Origin of the sequence: Photorhabdus cinerea (assembly GCF_011189575.1) — a bacterium.
Lineage (GTDB): Bacteria > Pseudomonadota > Gammaproteobacteria > Enterobacterales > Enterobacteriaceae > Photorhabdus > Photorhabdus cinerea.
The window spans coordinates 49,120-70,656 of sequence record NZ_PUJW01000011.1; the positions used below are offsets into that span (position 1 = coordinate 49,120).

Annotated in this window: 19 protein-coding genes and 1 pseudogene; 11 read left to right on the forward strand and 9 right to left on the reverse strand. The window is 42.5% G+C overall.

Annotated features, from left to right (window positions below; translation table 11 throughout):
- Window position 1: 1 nt before the first annotated feature.
- The 3 genes from C5469_RS12040 to C5469_RS12050 all read left to right on the forward strand — a co-directional run bounded on the left by C5469_RS12040 (window position 2) and on the right by C5469_RS12050 (window position 4,452).
- Window positions 2–1,531, forward strand: coding sequence for a biotin/lipoyl-containing protein (locus tag C5469_RS12040; RefSeq protein ID WP_166306656.1), 1,530 nt, complete (start codon window positions 2–4; stop codon window positions 1,529–1,531).
- Window positions 1,524–3,374 carry a type I polyketide synthase gene (locus tag C5469_RS12045; RefSeq protein WP_166306659.1) on the forward strand — a complete coding sequence of 617 codons (1,851 nt, stop codon included), beginning with the start codon at window positions 1,524–1,526 and terminating at the stop codon, window positions 3,372–3,374. Before C5469_RS12040 ends, C5469_RS12045 begins: the two co-directional genes overlap by 8 nt.
- A gap of 655 nt (window positions 3,375–4,029) precedes the next feature.
- Entirely contained in the window at window positions 4,030–4,452 is a 423-nt protein-coding gene (locus C5469_RS12050; RefSeq protein WP_166306662.1) for a cupin domain-containing protein, read from the forward strand.
- A gap of 657 nt (window positions 4,453–5,109) precedes the next feature.
- Here the strand turns inward: C5469_RS12050 and C5469_RS12055 are convergent.
- The 7 genes from C5469_RS12055 to C5469_RS12085 form a co-directional block, all read right to left on the reverse strand.
- The gene (locus C5469_RS12055) at window positions 5,110–5,292 is read right to left on the reverse strand and encodes a CPCC family cysteine-rich protein (RefSeq protein WP_166306665.1); all 183 of its coding nucleotides are present in this window, start codon (window positions 5,290–5,292) and stop codon (window positions 5,110–5,112) included.
- Window positions 5,293–5,386: 94 nt separating this feature from the next.
- Window positions 5,387–5,854 carry a DUF6392 family protein gene (locus tag C5469_RS12060; protein WP_166306668.1) on the reverse strand — a complete coding sequence of 156 codons (468 nt, stop codon included), beginning with the start codon at window positions 5,852–5,854 and terminating at the stop codon, window positions 5,387–5,389.
- A gap of 107 nt (window positions 5,855–5,961) precedes the next feature.
- Window positions 5,962–6,420, reverse strand: a complete 459-nt coding sequence (locus C5469_RS12065; protein WP_166306671.1) for a DUF6392 family protein — start codon at window positions 6,418–6,420, stop codon at window positions 5,962–5,964.
- 2 nt (window positions 6,421–6,422) lie between these two features.
- Complete coding sequence (locus C5469_RS12070; RefSeq protein ID WP_278249761.1) at window positions 6,423–6,938, reverse strand: S-type pyocin domain-containing protein; 516 nt, start codon at window positions 6,936–6,938, stop codon at window positions 6,423–6,425.
- A gap of 27 nt (window positions 6,939–6,965) precedes the next feature.
- Window positions 6,966–7,421, reverse strand: a complete 456-nt coding sequence (locus C5469_RS12075) for a DUF6392 family protein (protein WP_166306674.1) — start codon at window positions 7,419–7,421, stop codon at window positions 6,966–6,968.
- The gene (locus C5469_RS12080; RefSeq protein ID WP_166306677.1) at window positions 7,421–9,088 is read right to left on the reverse strand and encodes an S-type pyocin domain-containing protein; all 1,668 of its coding nucleotides are present in this window, start codon (window positions 9,086–9,088) and stop codon (window positions 7,421–7,423) included. The genes C5469_RS12075 and C5469_RS12080 overlap by 1 nt, the downstream gene beginning before the upstream one ends.
- Before the next feature lie 168 nt (window positions 9,089–9,256).
- A complete protein-coding gene (locus C5469_RS12085) occupies window positions 9,257–9,418 on the reverse strand; it encodes a hypothetical protein (RefSeq protein WP_207628969.1) in 162 nt (53 codons plus the stop codon).
- A 64-nt stretch (window positions 9,419–9,482) separates the two neighbouring features.
- Between C5469_RS12085 and flhB the strand changes: the two genes are divergently transcribed.
- On the forward strand, window positions 9,483–10,634 hold the full coding sequence (gene flhB, locus C5469_RS12090; RefSeq protein WP_054475670.1) for a flagellar biosynthesis protein FlhB: 1,152 nt from the start codon (window positions 9,483–9,485) through the stop codon (window positions 10,632–10,634).
- Window positions 10,627–12,708, forward strand: coding sequence for a flagellar biosynthesis protein FlhA (flhA, locus tag C5469_RS12095; protein ID WP_166306683.1), 2,082 nt, complete (start codon window positions 10,627–10,629; stop codon window positions 12,706–12,708). Before flhB ends, flhA begins: the two co-directional genes overlap by 8 nt.
- Before the next feature lie 441 nt (window positions 12,709–13,149).
- On the opposite strand, the gene nadS is transcribed toward flhA, so the two are convergent.
- Together nadS and C5469_RS12105 are read right to left on the reverse strand one after the other, a co-directional pair.
- On the reverse strand, window positions 13,150–13,440 hold the full coding sequence (nadS, locus tag C5469_RS12100) for a NadS family protein (protein WP_166306686.1): 291 nt from the start codon (window positions 13,438–13,440) through the stop codon (window positions 13,150–13,152).
- 2 nt (window positions 13,441–13,442) lie between these two features.
- Window positions 13,443–13,746 (reverse strand): annotated as a pseudogene (locus tag C5469_RS12105) (type II toxin-antitoxin system RelE/ParE family toxin).
- A gap of 785 nt (window positions 13,747–14,531) precedes the next feature.
- Between C5469_RS12105 and C5469_RS12110 the strand changes: the two are divergent.
- From C5469_RS12110 to C5469_RS12135, 6 genes are all read left to right on the forward strand, one after another.
- Complete coding sequence (locus C5469_RS12110; protein ID WP_166306689.1) at window positions 14,532–14,951, forward strand: hypothetical protein; 420 nt, start codon at window positions 14,532–14,534, stop codon at window positions 14,949–14,951.
- A gap of 800 nt (window positions 14,952–15,751) precedes the next feature.
- Window positions 15,752–16,258, forward strand: coding sequence for a hypothetical protein (locus C5469_RS12115; RefSeq protein ID WP_166306692.1), 507 nt, complete (start codon window positions 15,752–15,754; stop codon window positions 16,256–16,258).
- Window positions 16,259–16,375: 117 nt separating this feature from the next.
- Window positions 16,376–17,947 carry a lactonase family protein gene (locus tag C5469_RS12120; protein WP_166306695.1) on the forward strand — a complete coding sequence of 524 codons (1,572 nt, stop codon included), beginning with the start codon at window positions 16,376–16,378 and terminating at the stop codon, window positions 17,945–17,947.
- 18 nt (window positions 17,948–17,965) lie between these two features.
- Window positions 17,966–18,388, forward strand: a complete 423-nt coding sequence (locus C5469_RS12125; protein WP_166306698.1) for a hypothetical protein — start codon at window positions 17,966–17,968, stop codon at window positions 18,386–18,388.
- 21 nt (window positions 18,389–18,409) lie between these two features.
- Window positions 18,410–19,918, forward strand: coding sequence for a hypothetical protein (locus tag C5469_RS12130; RefSeq protein WP_207628971.1), 1,509 nt, complete (start codon window positions 18,410–18,412; stop codon window positions 19,916–19,918).
- Between the two features lie 50 nt (window positions 19,919–19,968).
- On the forward strand, window positions 19,969–21,519 hold the full coding sequence (locus C5469_RS12135) for a hypothetical protein (RefSeq protein WP_166306988.1): 1,551 nt from the start codon (window positions 19,969–19,971) through the stop codon (window positions 21,517–21,519).
- Window positions 21,520–21,537 lie beyond the last annotated feature (18 nt).

A 21,537-nucleotide genomic window follows, 5' to 3' on the forward strand; every position in this document is an offset into this window, starting at 1 on the left:
TATGGCACAGTTGTTTATTCCCCCGATGGGAGAAGGAACCACGGAAGTCGTCGTCATCCAGTTACTTAAGCAGGTGGGAGATTATGTCAAGCGTGATGAACCTGTTTATGAAATGGAGACGGATAAGGCCGCTTTTACCATTGAATCTGATGTTGAGGGGATACTGGAAAAATGGCTAGCGGCGGAAAATGATATTATCCCAGTTGGATCGCCTATTGCAGTCATTAGAGTCGCCGGCGAGTTGGTGGAGCCTTCCCCTGCCAGTGAAGAGTTAACGCCTCCGCTGGAGAAAGTGGAGAATGTGGAGATAGCGGCGGCTCCTGAGGTATCAGCTCCTCCGGCGCGTATTCCGCCTAAAACCCGTCAATACGCACAAGAACATCACATTGAGCCACAAATTCTTAGCCAACTGGCGGAAAAACATGGGACATTATTGCCAGTCCATATTGATGATTATCTTCAACAGCACCGCGAAGCCAAACCGTCAGAAAAAGACAAGGCAGAAAATGGCAATGTAGGTTTTCTGTCAAGAGATCAGCAGCGTCTTAATCGTGCAATACGGTTAAATAGTGCGACTGTACAGCCTTGTTGGGCAGCTAAACCATTACCGATTGAGCTTGTTGATAGTGCCATTCGTCATTTAACGGAAACCTCCGGGCAACAAGAGTGGATAACGCCATTTCAGGTAATTACTTATGCAGTTGCTCAGGCACTGAAAAAATTCCCGATGTTGCGCTCAAGACCGCTTGATCAAGAACGTTATCACACTTATACGGATATCAACCTGGGTATTGCTTTTCTGGACGAAAAAGGTGATTTGAGTTCGTTAAAAGTACCGGGAACGCAGACAATGGGCTTTTTCGAGTTCAGACAGCATCTGAATAGTGTACTTGATCCAGATGTTGAAAAACTGCCCGTCGATATTGATGTTCCTATGATGATTTCATATACCGGCAACGATGGTGCTACCTTTGCCGTACCGGTTATTGTGCCGCCATCTCAATCAACATTGTTCATCGGTGCGCCTCATAACAAAGAAATGAGCTTGGTTCTGGCATTTAATCACTATTTGCTTAATGGGGTAGAGGCGTCTGCATTTATTACAGAGGTTATTACTCAGGTCCGTGCTCTGGCTGGGTCACAATCGGTAGCCCATCAAATGGAAGGTAAATCTGTCAAATCGGTCTCTAGTCAGTTACGCACACTTTTGGCTGATTTTCTGAATTGGGATGAGGATTTTACTGAATCAATGATGCAACGTACCTGGGCTGATTTGGGTATTGATTCGCTTAAAGCGATAAAACTTGCGGAGCTGATGTCACGGGATTTTCGTCGAAAATTATCTCCAACCCTGTTCTGGCGCTATAGTTCGCCGCATCGATTAATTGAGTACCTTGACGTTTCCAGTACTGAAATGACGGAGAAGAAAAAGCATTCCTTAGATGACTTTACTAATGCAGTGCGTGACCTTGATGGTGAAGCTGCATTAAGGTTGCAGAGCCTCATAGAAGGAGGGAAGCAGCATGGATAATCTGTATCACATATATCATTCACTAAGTCCGGATGAACAACAGATGGCTAAATCTGTCTTGTTGGAACATCTGAACGCCATTGCTCCATCAATAAGTGATGCGGGTGATACGAAGCAGATGCCTATTGCTATTGTAGGCATGGCTTTCCGGCTCCCTGGAGCAGAAGATTCTCCTGAGCAAATGTGGGAGATCTTAAAATCTGGTCGCAGTGTGATAAAAGAGATTCCTGAGGAACGGTTTGCATCTGGGAAAACTTACGCTGTTCCGGTGCCCCAAAAAGCATTGAAAGCTGGGTTACTTGATAGTATTGATGGCTTTGATGCGCCATTCTTTGGTATTTTTCCGCGGGTAGCGGCTATGATGGACCCGCAACAGAGAATGCTATTGGAGCTGACATGGCAGGCAATCGAAGATAGCGGGGCTAATCCGCTTGACTATTCAGGATCAAAAACGGGTGTTTTTATTGGTTCGTGCAGTAATGACTATCGTGAACTCGCTGCGGCTGATATGACGATGGCAAATGCTTATGTAACGACGGGAACACTGAATTGCCTTCTGGCAAACAGGTTGTCATTTTATTACAACTTTGTTGGTCCGAGTTTACAAATTGATACCGCGTGTTCAAGCGGGTTAACTGCATTGACTCAAGCTGTAAATTCATTACGTTCTGGAGAATGCCAACAGGCGGTAGTTGGCAGTATTAATTTATTGAGCAACACATTTAACATGGCTGCTTATTATCGAGCGGGGATGTTATCTAAAGATGGGTGTTGCCGGGTTTTTGATGCGGATGCTAATGGTTTTGTACGTGGTGAAGGGGCTGTGTGTCTATTTCTGAAAACGCACAAACAGGCATTAGAGGATCGGGACCCGATTTATGGATACGTTCGGGCATCGTCGATAAATCATGGTGGGCGAGCCAACTCACTGACTTCACCTAACCCTGAGCAGCAAATCGCATTAGTCAATGATTGTTTGCAACAGGCTGGAGTCTCTGCGGAGCAAATTAGTTACATGGAAGCACATGGAACGGGGACTTCGCTGGGTGATCCAATTGAATTTAACGCGCTTAACGAAGTCTTTAACCATGATAAATCAGGAAAAACCCGGCAGCCTTGTTATATTGGTTCAGTAAAAGCCAATATAGGTCATTTAGAGGGAGCGGCGGGATTAGCGGGCATCGTTAAAGTCTTATTGATGTTGCAGCATAAATCTATTGTACCTAGCGCAGCGTTTCAGCGTTTGAATCCTGAAATTGATAACACGGATACTCGCTTGCAATTGGCTACGGAAGTACATTCTTGGCAGGTGGGGGCAGGGCAAAAACGTTTTGCTGGGTTAAGTTCCTTTGGATTGGGTGGAAGTAATGCTCATGTTATTTTGGAGGAAGCTCCGACCAAAACACAGCAATCGGTTAAAGCCAGTTCTGAGAAATATTACTATCCTGTTGCCGCTAATAGCCCGGCATCGTTGCAAAAAATGGTTGTCATGCTGGGAGATTTTATTGAAAACGATGCAAATATCGATTTGCAAGCGGTGAGCTGGACATTGCAGTTTGGTAGGGCAGCTTTACCTCATCGGGCATTGTTTGTTGCGACATCAAGACAAGATCTTCTGAGCCAGTTACGTGATTTTGTTTCGTCTGTTTCAGCCGATGAAGAACAGTGGCTCCATATGGCGGCAGACGACTCTCGATTTTTATGGTTACAAGGTCAGAATATAGATTGGCGTACCTGTTGGCCTTCCGGGCAGAAACCGTTACGCATTAGATTGCCCAAATATGCATTTGAACATCGGCGTTACTGGTTACCTAACCATGAATCTGTGGTTGAAAAACCGTAGGAAGTGAAACGGAACGGGAAAACCAGAGAGTATGATGAAATAGTTGCAGAACCCCACAATCATCGAAAGAGATTGTGGGGTTTCTTTTGTTTGTCTTATGTTCCCGTTTGCATTGAAAGGGGGGGATTTGGCTAAGAAAATAGTATTTAATTTAATTAAAACGATGCTTGAGCAGTTAAAGGGTATTTCTCTAATGAATATTTTAGCCGTTGTAGCATAATAATATTTTTATTGAGAGTGGTAGCAGGATTAATTGTATATATTTCTTGGCTAAAATAAAAAAATGCGTTTATATCTATGTGAAACGGTTATTCTTAGCAAGGGTTAAGGCTGGGTTTAATCAACGCCATTATTGTTATGAATTAATAATGTAATTAACCTAAATTTCTACAGATGTTATTTTAAACTGAAGTTATCTTCTGCAAAGATATTTAAAATAATCGTTTTACAGTGATTGTTATCACAAAGTGAGCTTTTGTGAAATACTACTATGGAATTACATATTTCTATTTGATATATTGTTAATAACTAGTTAGCTTTTTTGCCAATATAATTTTTTGAAGATTAAAGTTTTACTGGGAAATATTATATTATTTAATAGAGGGATAGTCACTTTAAAATGAAATTTTATTTATAGAGATAAGAGGAAGGTAATATGGAGTTTATTAAAAATAGATTTTGTCACTGGAATGGTGAACATCTCGTTGTCGATACAATGGCTAGAAGTCATAAAATGGTTAACAGTATGGGAACGGGCGAGGGATTAGTTTCGTTTGATGGCTTTGGTGCTGATTTAATTCGTTTCAGCAAAGATGAAGGGATGCAGAATCATACTCACATAGGGCATCATATCTTATTTGTACTCGCAGGAACGGGTCATGTTATTTATGCTGGAGAAAAGCATGAAATAGAACCTGGGGTTTGTTATTTTGTGAATGGACAAATAGATCACGCGATTAAAGCAACCAGCGATTTGGTCATGCTTGTTGTTGGTAATAATCATTGTGCGGTTGATTCACAAGATAGGACGACGCTGGTGCCATATAGGGAGGGAACCCCAGAAGAATTAAAGGTTTAACTTGGGATAAATTGAATTAAACATGTGCTAGTGCTTGGTGAGTAGCGAGAATGCCATGATATTCTGCCAGAGAAAAATATCTAACATTATATTCATGAAGATAATTATAAATCAGGAGAAGTAATTAGTAATTGGAATGATAAAAGGATGATATGAGATTTTTTAATTAATATAATATGAGAATCTCATGGAGGGGATCAGGTACTAGCCTATGAAAAATTGGATTTGCTGGAAATAAAATGGAGAAATATATTTGAGATAATATTATATTGTAATGATAAAGGTGGGAATGACTATTGAAATTACTTTAATCTAACATTTAATTTGGGAAATAATTTCAATGGATGGGGGTAATGAGTTTCTGAATGGAAATTAATTTAAATAACCTGAGTTCTGGTTAAGCCGTTACTAACATATCCATTTTTAAGCAAGAAATATTCAATGACTTTGTTCTCTTTATTATTCTTGAAATCAGATTTTTTTAATTCCATCTTATAACTCTCTCATTCTTGCATAGCTCAGTTCTTATAATCCACTATTTTTTCTATTGATAATGTTATAGGAATAATTCATTTGATAGTAATTTCATATAAATATTAATCAATTACAATAAAGGCAATGAAATACTATAAAGAATATTTAACTCCAAAATCAATCTTACTTTGAAAGATAGAATTTCTTCGCATCTTCTAAACTCATAGAATTAGCTCCTCCTGAAAAATGTGGGTCTGCTGATTGAACAGGATCATCCTCCCAATGACATATCGGACATATTTCATATTCTCCTAAATGCTCAATTGTCCGTTTACCACAACACGGACAAGTATTATATTCCATCATTGTCTGTTCCAATATTCAAATTCATTTTCAGTTTAATTTTTTAAACTACTCATTAATGAATTGAATCTCAAGAAGAATTTCCTCTTGGTATTGACTACCAACGCACTTCTGAGGTGGGTAAAAATGTCACTTCTTTGACACGCTCTAATAGATCATAATCAACTTGCATACTAATAGGAATATGAAAACCTAGACAAGTATATAGTTCGGTCCAACCAATATCTTTCTTTAATCTTTTCCTCGGAGGAAGTGATTTTTCAGGTTTACCAAACTGTTTATACATCCATTCCCGGGACATTAGAGGCACAAAAGGAGAAGGAAGCTCATTAGGAAACTGATATAGAGGTTTATTTTTATCAAGCAAAGTCAACGTAATTTCTTTTAAACGCTTTCCTTCTCGATAAAACGCTAGAAACACCCCTTCTTTCACCATATCCAAGCATATCACTTCGTCACCAGAAAAACCTGTTGGTTTGGTTTTATAAGGGATTAATCCTTTATAAAAAATTTCCTGATAAGACTTACCCAGATAATTAATCAATGCTTCAATGTTGATCGCCATTATTTATATAACCTCTTTTCTTAATTAAGCCAATTCATTTTCAATTTAACCTTTCAAGCTGTTGATTAATGAATTGGCTCTCAAGAAAAATCTCCTCTTTATATTGACTACCAACACACTTCTGAAGTAGGTAGGAATGTCACTGATTTGACCTGCTCACGTAAATCATAAGAAATTCTCATACTGATCTTGTCTGTGAAACGATATAAATCTATCCAACCAAATTGCCTCTTTAAAATTTCCCTTGGTGGTATTGATTTAATCGGAGCACCTAAATTTTCTTCAATCCACCTTCTATCCATAGAAGGTTTTAATGGTGATGGCAATTCACTTGGAAATATAAAAGAAGTTTTATCTTCTCTAAGTAGCCTTAATGTAATTTCATTTAGTATCTTACTACTCCGTTCAAATGATAAGAAAATTCCCTCTCTCACCATATCAATATGAATATCAGGATCACCTGGAAAACTACTCGGCTTATTCTTATAAGGAATTAATCCTTCACTATAAATTTCCTGATAAGTTCTACCTAAACTATTAATTAACGCTTCAACATTAATCGCCATTATTAATATAACCCCTTCTCATGGTTTAGCTTATGCATCTTAGAGCGAGCTTCTTCTAACTGCTCTTCTGTTGCTCCATAGTTCTTCAATGCTGGTTTTATAGTATTAAAATCACGATCTAACGCTGCTCTTAAGTCTTGTGCATCCTGTTTTATTTGAGTCTGGGAATTTCGACCACCATAGGTTGCACTGAATTTTTGATGAACCTCTGCTGGAATGATAATTGCTGCAACATCTTTTGCTAAAAGATTTAATTCATCCTTATCTAAATCAGGATATAACACTTTCAATTTTGTCCGAACCGCAGCAGCCGAAGGCATATGATCAGCATGCATCCCACTTCTTGGTTTCCCCGCAAAATTGCTGTACAAATCCACTTCAAACAATTTCACCGGCGGTTTACTCAAATACACATACACCGGCGGCATATTCGGAATGGGGAGGATCAGAATATAATCCCGAAAATCCTTCTCTTCCGGCATCGGCAACGATTCAATATCGCTGCCGACTTTATCCAAAGTAAATAATTAAAGATTACCCCTCGCTCAAATTTTTTTAAAAGTTATATTACTTACCCTCTGATCTGTAGAATACGCAAAAACTATTCGTGTGTTTGGGTACTGATCGCTCATCCGGTTAATATAAGTATCCCATCCTCCAACCATTCCAATAACTGGCAATTCAACCGCCCCCTTTGTCTTTGATGGCTCTCCTAACATAGATTTAACCTTTGTCTTATTCATTTCAGATAGAAATGGAGGGGGCATATTACCTCTATAAACCTTCATCCTTGGTCCAGATGCAATTAGAGTAATACCGACTGAGATTAACGATCTTGATTTGTCTTCAAAAGCTAACGTTAATCCATCTTCTGGTATGCAGAGAAATTCATCGTCTCCTTTAAAAAGATATTCAAATTTTCCTGTTGGAATAAGTTGTTTTTCAATTAATAAATCCGCTGTTTTCCCTAAACTATGAATTACTTCAACAATATCTCTCATTACTTGTACCATCCTTTCTCTTGATTAAGTTTATGTAAATTTTTCCGGGCGTTATTCAATTGACTATCAGTATAACCTTCTTCTTTCAGACCTGGAGTTATAGCATCAAAGTTACTATTAACTGCTGCTTTCAAATCGGATGCATCCTGAAGCCTTTTCGTTGGTGTATTTCTTCCACCATAAGTTTCACTATATTTTTGATGAACTTTGCGAGAAATAGTAATACAAACGCTATTATCTAAGATATTTTTGAGCATATCAGAATCTAATTCTCCGTATTTTTCAATCAAATAAGTTTTCAATGCCGCTTTAGACGGAATATGATCAATATCCATTCCATCATTGCGACTACGCCCGGCCAGATCATGATATTCTCCCACTTCCAGCGGTTTCACCGGCGGCTTATTCAAATACACATACACCGGTGGCATATTCGGAATGGGGAGTATCAGAATATAATCCCGAAAATCCTTCTCTTCCGGCATCGGCAACGATTCAATATCGCTGCCGACTTTATCCGGGATCGGCAATACGGTTATCTGCGACGGAATAAACGGCTGTTCCTCATTCCCGGTATGGGGTGGAACTTTGAATTCCTGCTCGTTTGGTGTCCATAAAATCGTTGGCCGGTGTTCTCCCGGTTCCCAGAACTCGTAATTACCGGTGACCGGATTCAGTTTCATCATATGAACCGGCACTTTATCCAGACCACTTTCCGGGCTGACGTGATACCCCTGAACTGTCATCCTGCCGCTTTCTTCATCTCTGATCCAGCGAAAACGGACGCGGGTCGGTGCTTTACCATACTGACTGGCAATTTCACTAAGATGATATTGGTTTAAGTAATCTTCCTCACCTTCATTTAGTCCCGATGAATAAAACAGCCCCATTAGTCCGACTGTCAATGGATTCGGCGCCGCCAGCCAGCGCCCGGCACTGCTAATGCCGCCGCCAATGTAACGCATCACCAATGCTTCGCCATCCGCCACCGCGCTGCGAGTCGTTGCAGCTACAGCAGTCGCAGCGGCTTCGGCCTTATCTTTGCTGTCGCTAAACCACCGTTTATACCAAGGTAACTTTTTATCCTGCGGCTTATCCGGTTCTGGTGGGTGTTTCTTGCCTTGCGGAGGTTGTTCAGGCTTTGGTTCCGTGACTGGCGCGGACGATGATTGAACCTGATATATCGCCATCCTACCGAAATTATTTGCCAGTTCTGTTTCTGTACCGGCATCGGTACAGCCTTTGCCTCGCTGGCGGGATTTGGCAAATACCGGGATCGGTGGAGGCGGCGCTTGTGTCACCGGTGGAAGATTGGACTGAACTGTTGTTGCTTCCTTCATTGGTGATGACGCCATATAAGCAGGCGTTGCGGTGTGATTAACCGGCTGTTCCTGCTTCTCGTAGCTGTCCATAACTGAGTTAATAAAGCGGGCCCGACAAGGGCAGGTACTGACACTATCCAGTGTGCCAGCCAGTTTGCGCCCCATATCAAACATATCTGATATGCCGCCGACAATCATATAAGTGCCGGGATGCTTACCGCAGGTGACCTTATCCCCTTCACGCGCGGTTGCTCGCCCATCAAACGTCATGGTGTGATCGCCCGTAATAATCTGGCCGCCACAGGTCGTCTTATCACCAACGAGCAGATAATATCCTATTGCCATCTATTCATCTCTCCATTGGCTGACCATATGAAGAGTGGTTTTAATCAAAATAATTATCATAAAATTACCATTTAAGTATTAATTGATGATAAATAATGCATGAAAATTTAACTTAAATATATATAGGAATGTTCTGAAAATGATGAGGGATTGGCTGATTTTTCGCCATTAACATTGATGTTTGGTTAAGAAATAGTAATTATCCATAGAAGATGTCGCAGGGAATCTCATTTGTCTTTGCTGAATCGCCTCAGATGTCGAACTTGATCCTACAAATACCCCGTCAAATTTTGCATTGTTCCAGCCATCGAATTTTTTCTCTTTTGTCATGCTAGCAGCCATTTGATTCCATATTTTCTGACCGACAGCGTTTTAAAAATTAACAAGGAAAGCCGTGGCTGAAGATAGTGATCTTGAGAAGACAGAAGAACCCACGCCCCATAAACGGGAAAAAGCCCGGAAAGAGGGGCAGATTGCTCGTTCCAGAGAGCTGAGTTCTATACTGATGCTGACCAGTGGCTTAAGTTTGCTCTGGTTAAGCGGTCAATCAATTGCGCATGAATTGTCGTTGATGGTGTTTGAAGGTTTTAATTTCGATCACAGCATGGTCAGCAATGATAAGCAGATGGTTCAGCAGATTGGCAGATTGCTTCGGCAAGCTGTTTGGGCTTTATTGCCGGTTTTTGCCGGATTAGTGTTAGTGGCATTAAGCGCTCCGGCACTGTTGGGTGGATTAGTATTCAGTACCAAATCTATCAAATTTGATCCGAAAAAATTGAATCCGATTTCAGGTCTGAAACGTATTTTCTCAATGAATGCGTTAGCTGAATTATTCAAGGCGTTGCTTAAAGCGGGATTTGTCGGTATTGGCGCTGCTTTATTTCTTTGGATGAACTGGCCTTCCATGTTGCGGTTAATCGCTCAACCACCACTGTTAGCGCTGGATGATGCTATGCAAATGTTGGTGTTTGCCGGTTATGTGGTCGTTTTCATGTTAATACCAATGGTGGCTTTCGATGTTGTTTACCAAATCTATAGCCACTTGAAAAAATTGAGAATGACTCGTCAGGAAATAAAGGATGAATTTAAAGAACAAGAAGGGGACCCGCACGTTAAGGCGCGTATCCGCCAACAACAACGGGCGGCTGCTCGTCAACGTATGATGGCGGATGTTCCGAAAGCGGATGTGATTGTCACCAACCCAACTCACTATGCTGTCGCGCTGCAATATGACGAAAAACAGATGAGTGCGCCAAAAGTATTGGCGAAAGGAGCGGGGATAATTGCATTACGTATTAAAGAAATGGGTACAGAAAACCGCATTCCACTCCTTGAAGCGCCGCCACTTGCCAGGGCGCTTTATCGCCATAGTGAAGTTGGGGGACATATCCCCGCAACACTTTACGCGGCAGTGGCGGAAGTCCTTGCCTGGGTCTACCAATTGAAACGTTGGAAACGGGAAGGCGGCTTAAAGCCGAAGAAACCTGAAAATCTGCCAGTGCCGCCAGCACTGGATTTTGCTGGAGAAAATAATCGTCATGGCTAATCTGGCCTCTATACTTCGTTTACCGGGCAATATGAAAGGCTCGCAATGGCAAATTCTTGCCGGGCCGGTATTGATCCTCATGATCTTGTCAATGATGGTATTGCCGTTGCCACCATTCATGCTTGATTTGTTGTTTACTTTTAACATAGCCCTATCAATCATGGTGTTGCTGGTGGCTATGTTTACCCGGCGTACTCTGGATTTTGCAGCGTTTCCGACAATATTGCTGTTTTCAACTTTACTGCGTTTGTCTCTTAACGTGGCTTCAACGCGTATCATTTTATTGGAAGGGCATACCGGCTCTGCGGCTGCGGGGCGCGTTGTAGAGGCATTTGGTCACTTTCTGGTTGGCGGTAATTTCGCTATCGGTATCGTGGTATTTGTCATCCTGGTATTGATTAACTTCATGGTGATTACCAAAGGTGCGGGGCGTATTGCTGAGGTTGGCGCGCGTTTTGTGTTGGATGGTATGCCAGGTAAACAGATGGCGATTGATGCTGATCTGAATGCCGGATTAATCGGTGAGGAAGAAGCGAAGAAACGCCGTGCTGAGGTAACACAGGAATCTGATTTTTATGGCTCTATGGATGGTGCCAGTAAATTTGTGCGCGGTGATGCGATTGCCGGCTTAATGATTCTGGTTATCAACGTCGTTGGTGGCTTAATTGTTGGTGTGGCCCAACACGGCATGAGTATGGCTGATGCGGGAGAAGCTTATACCCTGTTAACCATTGGTGACGGCTTAGTTGCACAGTTACCCGCCTTAATTATTTCGACCGCTGCTGGTGTGATTGTTACCCGTGTGGCAACCGATCAGGATGTTGGTCAGCAGATGGTAACTCAGCTGTTCAATAACCCGCGAGTGATGATGTTGAGTGCCGGTGTTCTCGGATTGCTGGGTATGGTTCCGGGGATGCCAAATTTTGTTTTCCTGTTATTTACTGCGGCGTTGGCAGGTCTTGGTTGGTATTTATATCGCCGTGCGGACAGCCCGACGATAAATATAGAAAAACCAAAAGCAGAAGAGCAGCAACAGACATCAGAAGCTTCATGGTCCGATGTTCAGCTTGAAGATCCTTTGGGTATGGAAGTGGGCTATCGTCTGATTCCGATGGTTGATTTTCGCCAGAATGGGGAATTACTGGGGAGAATCAGTGGAATTCGTAAGAAATTTGCTCAGGAGATGGGATATTTACCGCCCGTCGTTCATATCCGGGATAACCTTGAACTGGCGCCGGCTGGCTATCGCATTTTAATGAAAGGGGTAGAAATTGGTCGCGGCGAAGCGCATCCGGGGCGCTGGCTGGCAATAAACCCCGGCGGTGCAGTAGGTGAATTGCAAGGCGATATTACTAAAGATCCGGCTTTTGGACTGTCTGCGGTTTGGATTGATGACAGCCTCAGAGAACAGGCTCAGGTTCAGGGTTACACCGTGGTGGCTGCCAGTACGGTTGTCGCTACCCATATGAATCATCTGTTGACTCAATATGCCAATGAATTGTTTGGTCGTCAGGAAGCCCAGCAGTTGTTTGAGCGAGTCAGTCAGGAGATGCCAAAATTAACTGAGGACTTTATTCCCGATATTGTCAGTCTGACAACCTTACATAAAGTTTTGCAAAATCTCTTGTCTGAGCAAGTGCCGATCCGCGATATGCGGACAATTATTGAAACCTTGGCTGAACATGCCCCGGGACAAACTGATCCTTATGAACTGACTTCTGTCGTCAGAATTGCGCTTGGCCGGGCGATTGCTCAGCAGTGGTTCCCGGGAGCGCAGGAAATTCAAGTAATCGGATTGGATGCTGGCCTTGAGCGTTTGTTAATTCAGGCATTACAAAATGGCGGAGGTCTGGAGCCCGGATTGGCGGATAACTTACAACGGCAGGCAACAGAAGCACTGCAACGTCAGGAAATGCTGGGCGCGCCTCCGGTACTATTGGTTAATCATGCATTACGCCCGCTGTTATCGCGTTTCTTGCGAAGGACTTTACCTCAATTAGTGGTTTTATCTAATCTTGAAATCAGTGATAACCGTCAAATTCGTATGACAGCGACGATTGGTGGTAACGGGTAGCTGTATTAATAGAATAGCAGGTCATTTTATTCCAAAATGGCCTGCTATTATGTCTCTTTCACAGAAAGGACAATAATTGCCTATCCCAATAGGGCTATTTTATTTGCCATTCTTTGCCGTAAAGAGCGAACCCAGGCAGTGCTCAGACAAAAGCGTTAGCTTTTGAACGCACTTTAGTGCGGCCCGTAGGGCGAGCGTAGCGAGTCATCCTCACGTACTACGTGTACGCTCCGGTTTTTCCGCGCTGTCCGTGCTCACTGTTCATTGATAAGAACGGCCTGCAACAATTACGCCTACTGGGATAGGCTCTAATTCACCATGTTTCACTCATAAAAAACCTGTCGGAGCAGGTTGGTTAAAAATAAAAACTGCAGTTTATGAAGTGAACTTTATTTATTGGACGCTCATTCTGCGGTGCTTGATACTTTACTAACAGTTAATTTACATAGATAACGCTTTTAGAACATGGATGGGATCTTTTTCTATTGCTTTCAGCAATGCTTTTGCTGGTCCGGTTGGTTCACGCCTTCCCTGCTCCCAATTGCGCAAAGTCCCAACATTAACGGAAATCAATTTAGCGAAACCAGTCTGGCTTAAGCCTGTCGCTTGGCGAATATTCTTTACTTTTATCGCCTCAACGTTAGTTTTACGGGAGGGCGCACGTTCACCATTAATAATCTCATTCATCTGTGTCATGCTTTCAGTCAATCTGGCAAATAATTTACTATCCATTTCTACCACCTCTCATTTAAGTCTCTCAGGATTTTCTTCTCTGATTCATTCAGATCGTCCTTTGTGCCTTTTTTATAAATCAACAACAATCTAATGTGTGAAACGTCCACTTTGTAGTAATAAATAATACGTACACCACCACGTTTTCCTTTACCACGAGATACCCACCTGACTTTACGCAACCCGCCAGATAACATCTCCAGCCATAGGATTATCTGCAAGATATTTCTGAAACTCACGATATTCATCGTCACTTAATAACGCTTTACAGTCCTCAGTAAAAATATCGGTCTCAATAAATATCATATTTAAGTGCGCCATAAGTGTATGTGAGGTCATCGTATACCGCATCAAATAGTAAGTCAATGGCGTATAAATTATCTGTTGATATAAGTCTCTTTAAGAGGAGGGAGGTTTTAGCCATCTTTGGAATTCTTAATCTACTTCTTCAATGTCATGAATCATATGTTGTGGATCATGCTACCACCTTCAAGCCAGTCATTGAGAGCCATGTTGTTCTGCCGCTGATAAAAAGTCTGCGTTCTTTGAAAAATACTGGAGAATCAATCCATAATGCAATTGTTAAGATAAATGGTATATACCCGTTATCTTTCAAGTTGCCTCTTTGTTGGCTGCGCTCGCTCACCCCGGTCACATAGTTAGCTATGCTCTCGAGGATTCACTCCTTTGCCGTCGCGATGCATCTTTAAATCCATAGGGTATATGATAAATTAATTGGAATTTAAGGTGACTGTTTATCTAATTATATATTTAATATTTCCATTTTGAGATGAAATTAAATATAAATAATGAATGTAATCTATATGTTGTTTATTTCCAATATGTTTTTTATTTGAAATTCATAAGTGGTAATATTATGTCCGTGGCTGATCTTAAAAAACTCTCGGAATAGCTTAAAAATAGATCAAGTTATATTGAGTGAGAATAAAAAATAACGGGTTAGGGAATCGAATGTTGAATAAAATAATGATAGAGGGAAGATAAAAAATAATACTAAAAATTTAGTGACGGAAAAAGAAAATTCAGTAATATCTGATGCCCCACACAATTCAAAAGGATGAGAGTTAAATATGTATAAAAATATGTTAAAACCCGTAACATCAAGAAAAACAGCAAACGGACCTCAACTAAAAGGAAATGAGGGCACATATGACACGTCAATATTAAAAGGCAGCCCTGTGGGAAGAAATGATATTGGGAATTCAGCACCACTACCCGCTCAAGCAGAAGTTTTTCAAAAAGTTGTTGATGAAAAAATAGAAAGTTTCAAAACAAAGGGAAATCCAATATCAATCGTTGTCTGGCGCAATAGCCAGACAGGGCTTACCCATATCATGGATGGTCAGCATCGATTTATTGCTGCATGCATACTTGGAGTACCCGTTAATTTGACATGGAAAAAATTCGGTATACCACCCAATCAGATAGACTGGAGTGGTACAAGATTCTCAGACGGAATACCAGCCAAAACCAGGATATTTGGAAAATAATCGACTAAGTTAATTTAATGTGTATTAGGCATGACTTGCGCTGATACAAAACCTTAAAAATTGAGAGTTACCGATTTTGGTATAGATTTTAAATCTTAAACAAAATACGAGGTAACTCTCATGCTCTATACTATCAATCTCATTATTAAATACAAAGCTGGTTGAAGGATGCTCAGTTTTCTATTTTATTAAGTCTAAAATTCTATATTAGACATTTATATTTTTTATTATTCGTTAATAAATCTCTTCATTTAAATGTTGTGAAAAATTAAATAGGAGATTAATATGGTTATTTATATTAACCATTTTCCTTCGTTATTTTATCGGTTTTCTCCGGTTATGAATTATTTAATGTGGATAATTATGATTTTGGTGTTATTCAAGTGCACGAGTTATTTTATTAATTGTTGAAGTAAAATGTTTTCATTATGTGGCAATGAAATAGCCAGGTGTAAATATGTGGCATTTATAAGTAATCATTGATTATTATGTTTATCCTAATAAAATTCTTGGTTGATTAAGTCTAATTAAATTAATGGTTATTGAAATGCTGGTGGAATATTATTTGAATGATGTCTTTTTATGTGAAACTTTTAAAAAAAAGTAATTAAAATCTTATTAAATGGCTGGAAAAAACTCACTTTTCTATAATGCTTAAATATAGATGATTGTGTCGTACGAAAAACGAATAGCCTAGTCAAGTTAAATATTAAATAAGTGTTATCGGGAGCGTGTCTTTCGAGGGCAGTATCAACTATAACACATAACCAAAGTCTGACTTTATCAATGGGGGGAATATTATGTCCACCGAACCGCCGCTATATCAAGAAGATATTGTCGTGATACATGTTGCTACACCCGATGATTTGGCAAAATTTGCCGATCAGGCACTTTTCTGGAATGAAAAAACTTATGAGCAGATGAAAACTGCGGAGGTGTTGTTTACACCGGCGGGTGAAGCGCTACCTGGTCTGGGAATTAAATATGTCGCCACGCCCGGTGATTTGGTGAGGTTTGTCGATGAAGAAGGTTACTGGAATGAGAAAACCTACAAACAGATGGAAGCTGTGAGGGTGTTGTTTATACCGGCAGAAAAAATACGTGGTGTGGGGATTAAACATGTTGCCACACCCAACGATTTGGCGAAGTTTGCCGATGAAGAACTCTTCTGGAGTAAGAAAAACTACGAACAGCTAAAAGCCGCAGAGGTGCTGTTTGTACCCAGAGAAGGAATGCCCGGTTCGGGAGTTAAACATATCGCCACGCCAGACGATTCGGCAAAATTTACCGATAAAGAGGCCAATTAGAATGAAGAGAAACATTAAAAGGGGGATAAAGCCAGAATATTGTTTATCCAGAAAGTAAAAGAATAGAACGGCGTGTAACAACGTTAATTTATTTGTCATTCTGCATTGGAGGTATTAATGGCTCACAACAAGATATTTACATCCAGCGAGAATAATTTGTTGGATAAAGAGGAAGTTAAATCCTGGTTTAAATTATATTCCCTGCCGAAAAGTGAAAATTATACTCAATTGGTGCAAATCGCGGCGGAAGGTCGGCGTTTAGCTGGGCTGGACCTAGGTCAGATCGATAATAATCCAGGGGCAGGATTGAACCGGGATCTGGATGAAGTGAATTTACTCTTAGTGAATCCCGGTGATGGGGTGCGTATCGGGGAGGAGCGTGAAATTGCTGTCAATATTGATAAGAGCAGCGGCTTACAGTTCATTAATGGCGAATTGGGAATACGTCCCGAATCTAAATTGTCGCTGGAATTGTTTGAGAGTTTTACAGAGGAACAAAAAAGGGAACTTTACCGTTGGCTGATTCATGCTGAGGAAATGGCAGCAAGTAAGGCTCAGTTGCCCGCGTTTGATTTGCCGACCAACGGTAACAATAAAAACCTTGGCGCTGTTGTCAGTGTCAGCGGCGATGGGAAAACTATCGCGCTTAGTGGGGCAGAAGGAAAGGATCCTGTATATCTATTTTCTTATACCGATAACGGTTGGCGGCAGCAATTCGCTAATTACGTCAGTGGTTATAGCGGCAGAGCGTTAAGTCTGAATCGAAATGGTAATGTTCTCGCGGTGGGTATTGAAAACCGAAACAGTGATGGTGGGCATGGTTCGGTGTTCGTTTATCGCAGATTGGCAAATGGCGCGTGGGAGAAATCTGCCAAACTTTGGCTTAGTGAGGCGAACGTTCAGCAGCATTTCGGTTGCGCTGTGGGCTTGAGCGCTGATGGCACACTATTAGCAGTAGGTTCTTATGGCTGGAGATCGGGTTTATTGACTGACTGCGGCGCAGTGTATCTTTACCAGTATGACGGGAAGAAATGGTCACAGCTTGGTGAGCGTCTGACCTTATCTTCTCCGGCACAGGGCGATATGTTTGGCGGCAAACTAAGCTTGAGTGCGGATGGTTCAACCTTGGCAGTGGCGGCAACAGGGCGTAACGGTAATAACGGTGAAGTGACGATATTTCATCGTCACGGGGCATACTGGCAGCCGCAACTGCCACTCAATTCGCTGACTTCTCCTTCACTCAACAGCAGTGACGGCTTTGGCGCCAGTCTCAGCCTGAACGATAGCGGCAATATTCTGGCGGTGGGGTGCCCGGGAGAGAAGGACAATGTTGGTGCGGTCTATTTGTACCAGCGTCACCGTAATGTATGGCAAGTTATGGGGATACTGAGAGAAGCGGTGACTGCCGGGGAAAGGTTTGGCAGCGAGTTGTCTTTGAGTGGTGACGGCCAGGTGCTGGTGGTGTCAACACCTGTTGGTAAAAATGACACAGGTGTGCAAACCGGTGCGGTATGGTGGTTTAGCTATCAGGATGAACAATGGGTTATGCAGAGCAAATTACTGGAGCTGGATGGGGAATCAAACCATAAATTTGGTGCCGGTGTTTGTTTTAGTGGTGACGCCAATACATTGGCGATTGGCACCAGTGGCTGGAAAAGTGGCGAAGGGAAAGTTTACCTTTACGACTAGCTAAATGAGGAAAAGACGATGGCGAAAGAGATAACAGATGAAACGGTCAGCCAGCTTAGTACCCACTTCGCCCCTGGCAAGATCCCGACTGAGGCGGCATTTTATTCACTGATTGATTGGGCCACGTTGTGGCGGCAGCTTTTTGGTTGGCAGGATGGTGATCAAGCTTATCATCCGGGGGGCGGGTTGCAGGTTATCGACAACCGTTTGGCGGTTAAGACTGGTGATGGCATCGCGGTGGAACTGAAGGGACTTGCGTTAAGGCTACAGCCCAATGGGGGATTGATGTTGGATAAATCTGGGGCGCTGTCGGTGGATGGTACTGTAGCGGTTTCGGCACAAGCTTTTAAATTGCTTCCTGAGGAGACGCGGGAACAAATTGCAAAGTTGTTATTGAATGCTGAGACAGAAGGCAGAAAACAGATGACGGTGACCGCCTAATGCGGCTTTTGAGGACATATTATGACTGATAAAGAAATTAGCTCTGTTGACTCATTGAAAGCGAGTTTTAAGTCTGGTGTTCCGCCCATGCCTGAAGCATTTTCCCATTTGATTGATGAGGCATATAAGGTATATGAAATCATTGATGGTGATAAGCGGGATAGCCCGACCGCAGGGCTGAAACGAGATGACAAAGGAAAACTGGCCCTTAACACTCACCATTCTGGCGGGTTAAACCTTGATCAGAGAGCTTTGGCACTGTCACTGAAGCCAGAAGGTGGGCTCTCTTTTGATGGGGGAAGGCGTCTGAAATTAGATGCCGATCGGCAAGTTCAGTTTGCCGATTTTTTCAGTTTATCGCGGTGGGAGCGGATGGAGATCGCACAGTTGTTGGGTTTGAAACGCAGCACCAGCACCACGATGACGCGTATTGTTTCCCCTTCCCCCAAAGAGAATGAACGCTTTGGCACTTCTGTTAGCCTGAATGCAGCGGGAGACTGCTTAGTGGTTGGGATGGGGAAAGTGCTCTATTTGTATATGAGCCGGAAGGGTGAGTGGAATACAAGCACACCCATTGTGTTTGAGGCTTATGGAGATAAATATCGTAGTGCTTCATGGAGTGTTAGTCTGGATGCGGAGGGAGATAACTTGGCTGTGGGATACTCAACTCCAATTGATACTCAAACAATGGAAGTTTGTTTGTATATGCGCACGAATGGCGTCTGGGATACCAAAAATCCCATTGTGTTTCCAATCAAGAATTCTTATAGAAACAATAATGTGAATGTCAGCTTGAGCGCAGCAGGAGACTGTCTGGTGGTGGTGGGAAACGGCTCTCAGCTCTATGTGTATACACGCACGAATGGGATCTGGGACAGAGAAAGCCCCATTAAGCTTTATTTTTCGAGTTATGGTAACGTTGCCATGATTTGTCTGAGTGCCTCGGGAAACTGCCTGGCGGTGCATGGTACCGCTGCTAATTATCCTTCTCCCGCAATAAACATGGTTTATGTGTATACACGCACGAATGGGACCTGGGATGAAAGCTACATTAGGTTCAATCCCCCTAAAGATAGCTCACCCGGTTTTGGCAAGGTTTTTAGCCTGAATGCAGAGGGAGATCGTCTGGCGGTGGGGGCGGATGATGATTCACCCATTATTAATGGGAAGGTTTATCTGTATACGCGCACGAATGGGATCTGGGATACACAAAATCCCATTAAATTTTCGGCTCCTGCAAGTGGCGTAACGTATTTTGGCTGCGCTATCAAACTGAATGATGCGGGAGACCGTCTGGCGGTGGGGGCGGCTTCCCGGGTGTATGTGTATACCTATCTGAATGGTAAGTGGAATATGGAAACACCTATCGAGATTTTGGACCCTTCAGGCAATTTAGACAATGTAAATGGTTTTGGTAAGGCTGTCAGTTTGAATAAGTTAGGAACGAGTTTGGCGGTTGGTGCAGTTTTAACCAAGGTTGATTCTGCGCCTGAAGCCGGTGCAGTCTATACCTTTGAGAATGTCAAATAGAAGACAGAGAACATATGACGGTGACTGTCTAATACGGCTTTTGAGGACATATTATGGTTGATAAAGAAATGAGTACTGTTGACTCTTTAAAAGCGAGTTTTAAGTCTGGTGTTCGGCTCATGCCTGAAGCCTTTTCCTATTTGATTGATGAGGCATATAAGGTATATGAAATCATTGATGGCGCTCAGGGTGATGGCCCGACTGCAGGGCTGAAACGGGATGGTAAAGGAAAACTGGCCCTCAACACTCACCATTCTGGCGGATTAAACCCTGAACAAGGGGCTTTGGCGCTATCATTGAAGCCAGAAGGTGGACTCTCTTTTGCTGGGGGAGGGTATCTGAAATTGGATGCCGATCGGCAGGTTCAATTCACGGATTTTTTCAGTTTATCGCGGCGGGAGCGGATGGAGATCGCGCAGTTATTGGGTTTAAAACGCACCATAGTGACGCGTATTGTTTCTCCCTCTCCCGAAAAGTATGAGTCCTTGGGTTATTCTGTTAGCCTGAATGCGGCGGGAGACTGCTTAGCGGTTGGGATGATTAATAAAGTCTATGTATATATGCGCCGGAATCGTGGTGAGTGGAATACAAGCACGCCTATTGTGCTTGAGTCTTTTGAAAGTGATTATATTAGATCTTCATGGAATGTCAGTCTGAATGCGGCGGGAGATTGCCTGGCGTTGGCAAATAGTAGGCCCTATGATTTCGAAAAGCAGGTTGGTGTACATATGCGCACAAATGGCGTCTGGGATGCGAGAAAGGCCGTTTGGTTTCCGGCTCCGGGCAGCAATGAAATCTTTGGCTTGAATATTAGCTTGAGCGCAGCAGGAGACTGTCTAGTAGCTGGGGGCTCATCCTCTACGCTTCATATGTTTACACGCACGAACGGGATCTGGGATAGAGAAAATCCTATTAAGTTTCCGAGCCCTTCGAATGCTATTCGGTTTGGCGATGCTGCCCGCCTGAGTGCTGCGGGAAACTGTCTGGCGGTGTTTGGAGAAGAATTTTTTTCTGCAAGAAGCACGATTTATGTGTATACACGCACGAATGGGATCTGGGATACAGAAAACCCCATTGAGCTCAAGGCCCCTAAAGGTAGCCCATACGGTTTTGGCGAGGTTTTTAGCCTGAATGCGGAGGGAGATCGTCTGGTGATGGGGGCGGGTAATAATTTATCCATGATTGATGGGAGGGTTTATCTGTATACGCGCACAAATGGGATCTGGGATAGCGAAAATCCTATTAAGTTTTCGGCTCCTGCAAGTGACGTAACATATTTTGGCCGCTCTCTGGAACTGAATGATGCGGGAGATCGTCTGGTAGTGGGGGCGACTTCCAGGGTGTATCTGTATACCTGTCTGAATGATAAGTGGAATATGGAAACACCTATGGAGATTTTGGACCCTTCAGGCAATTCAGGCAATCCAGACAATTTGGAGACTTTTGGTGTATCTGTCAGCCTGAATAAGGCGGGGACGATTTTGGCAGTTGGTGCAGCGTCAGAGAGTGTCGATTCTAAATCCAAAGCCGGTGCAGTTTATGTTTTTGAGGATGTCAAATGGAAGACAGAGGACAGAAAACAGGTGACGGTGACTGTCTAATACGGCTGGCTTTTGAGG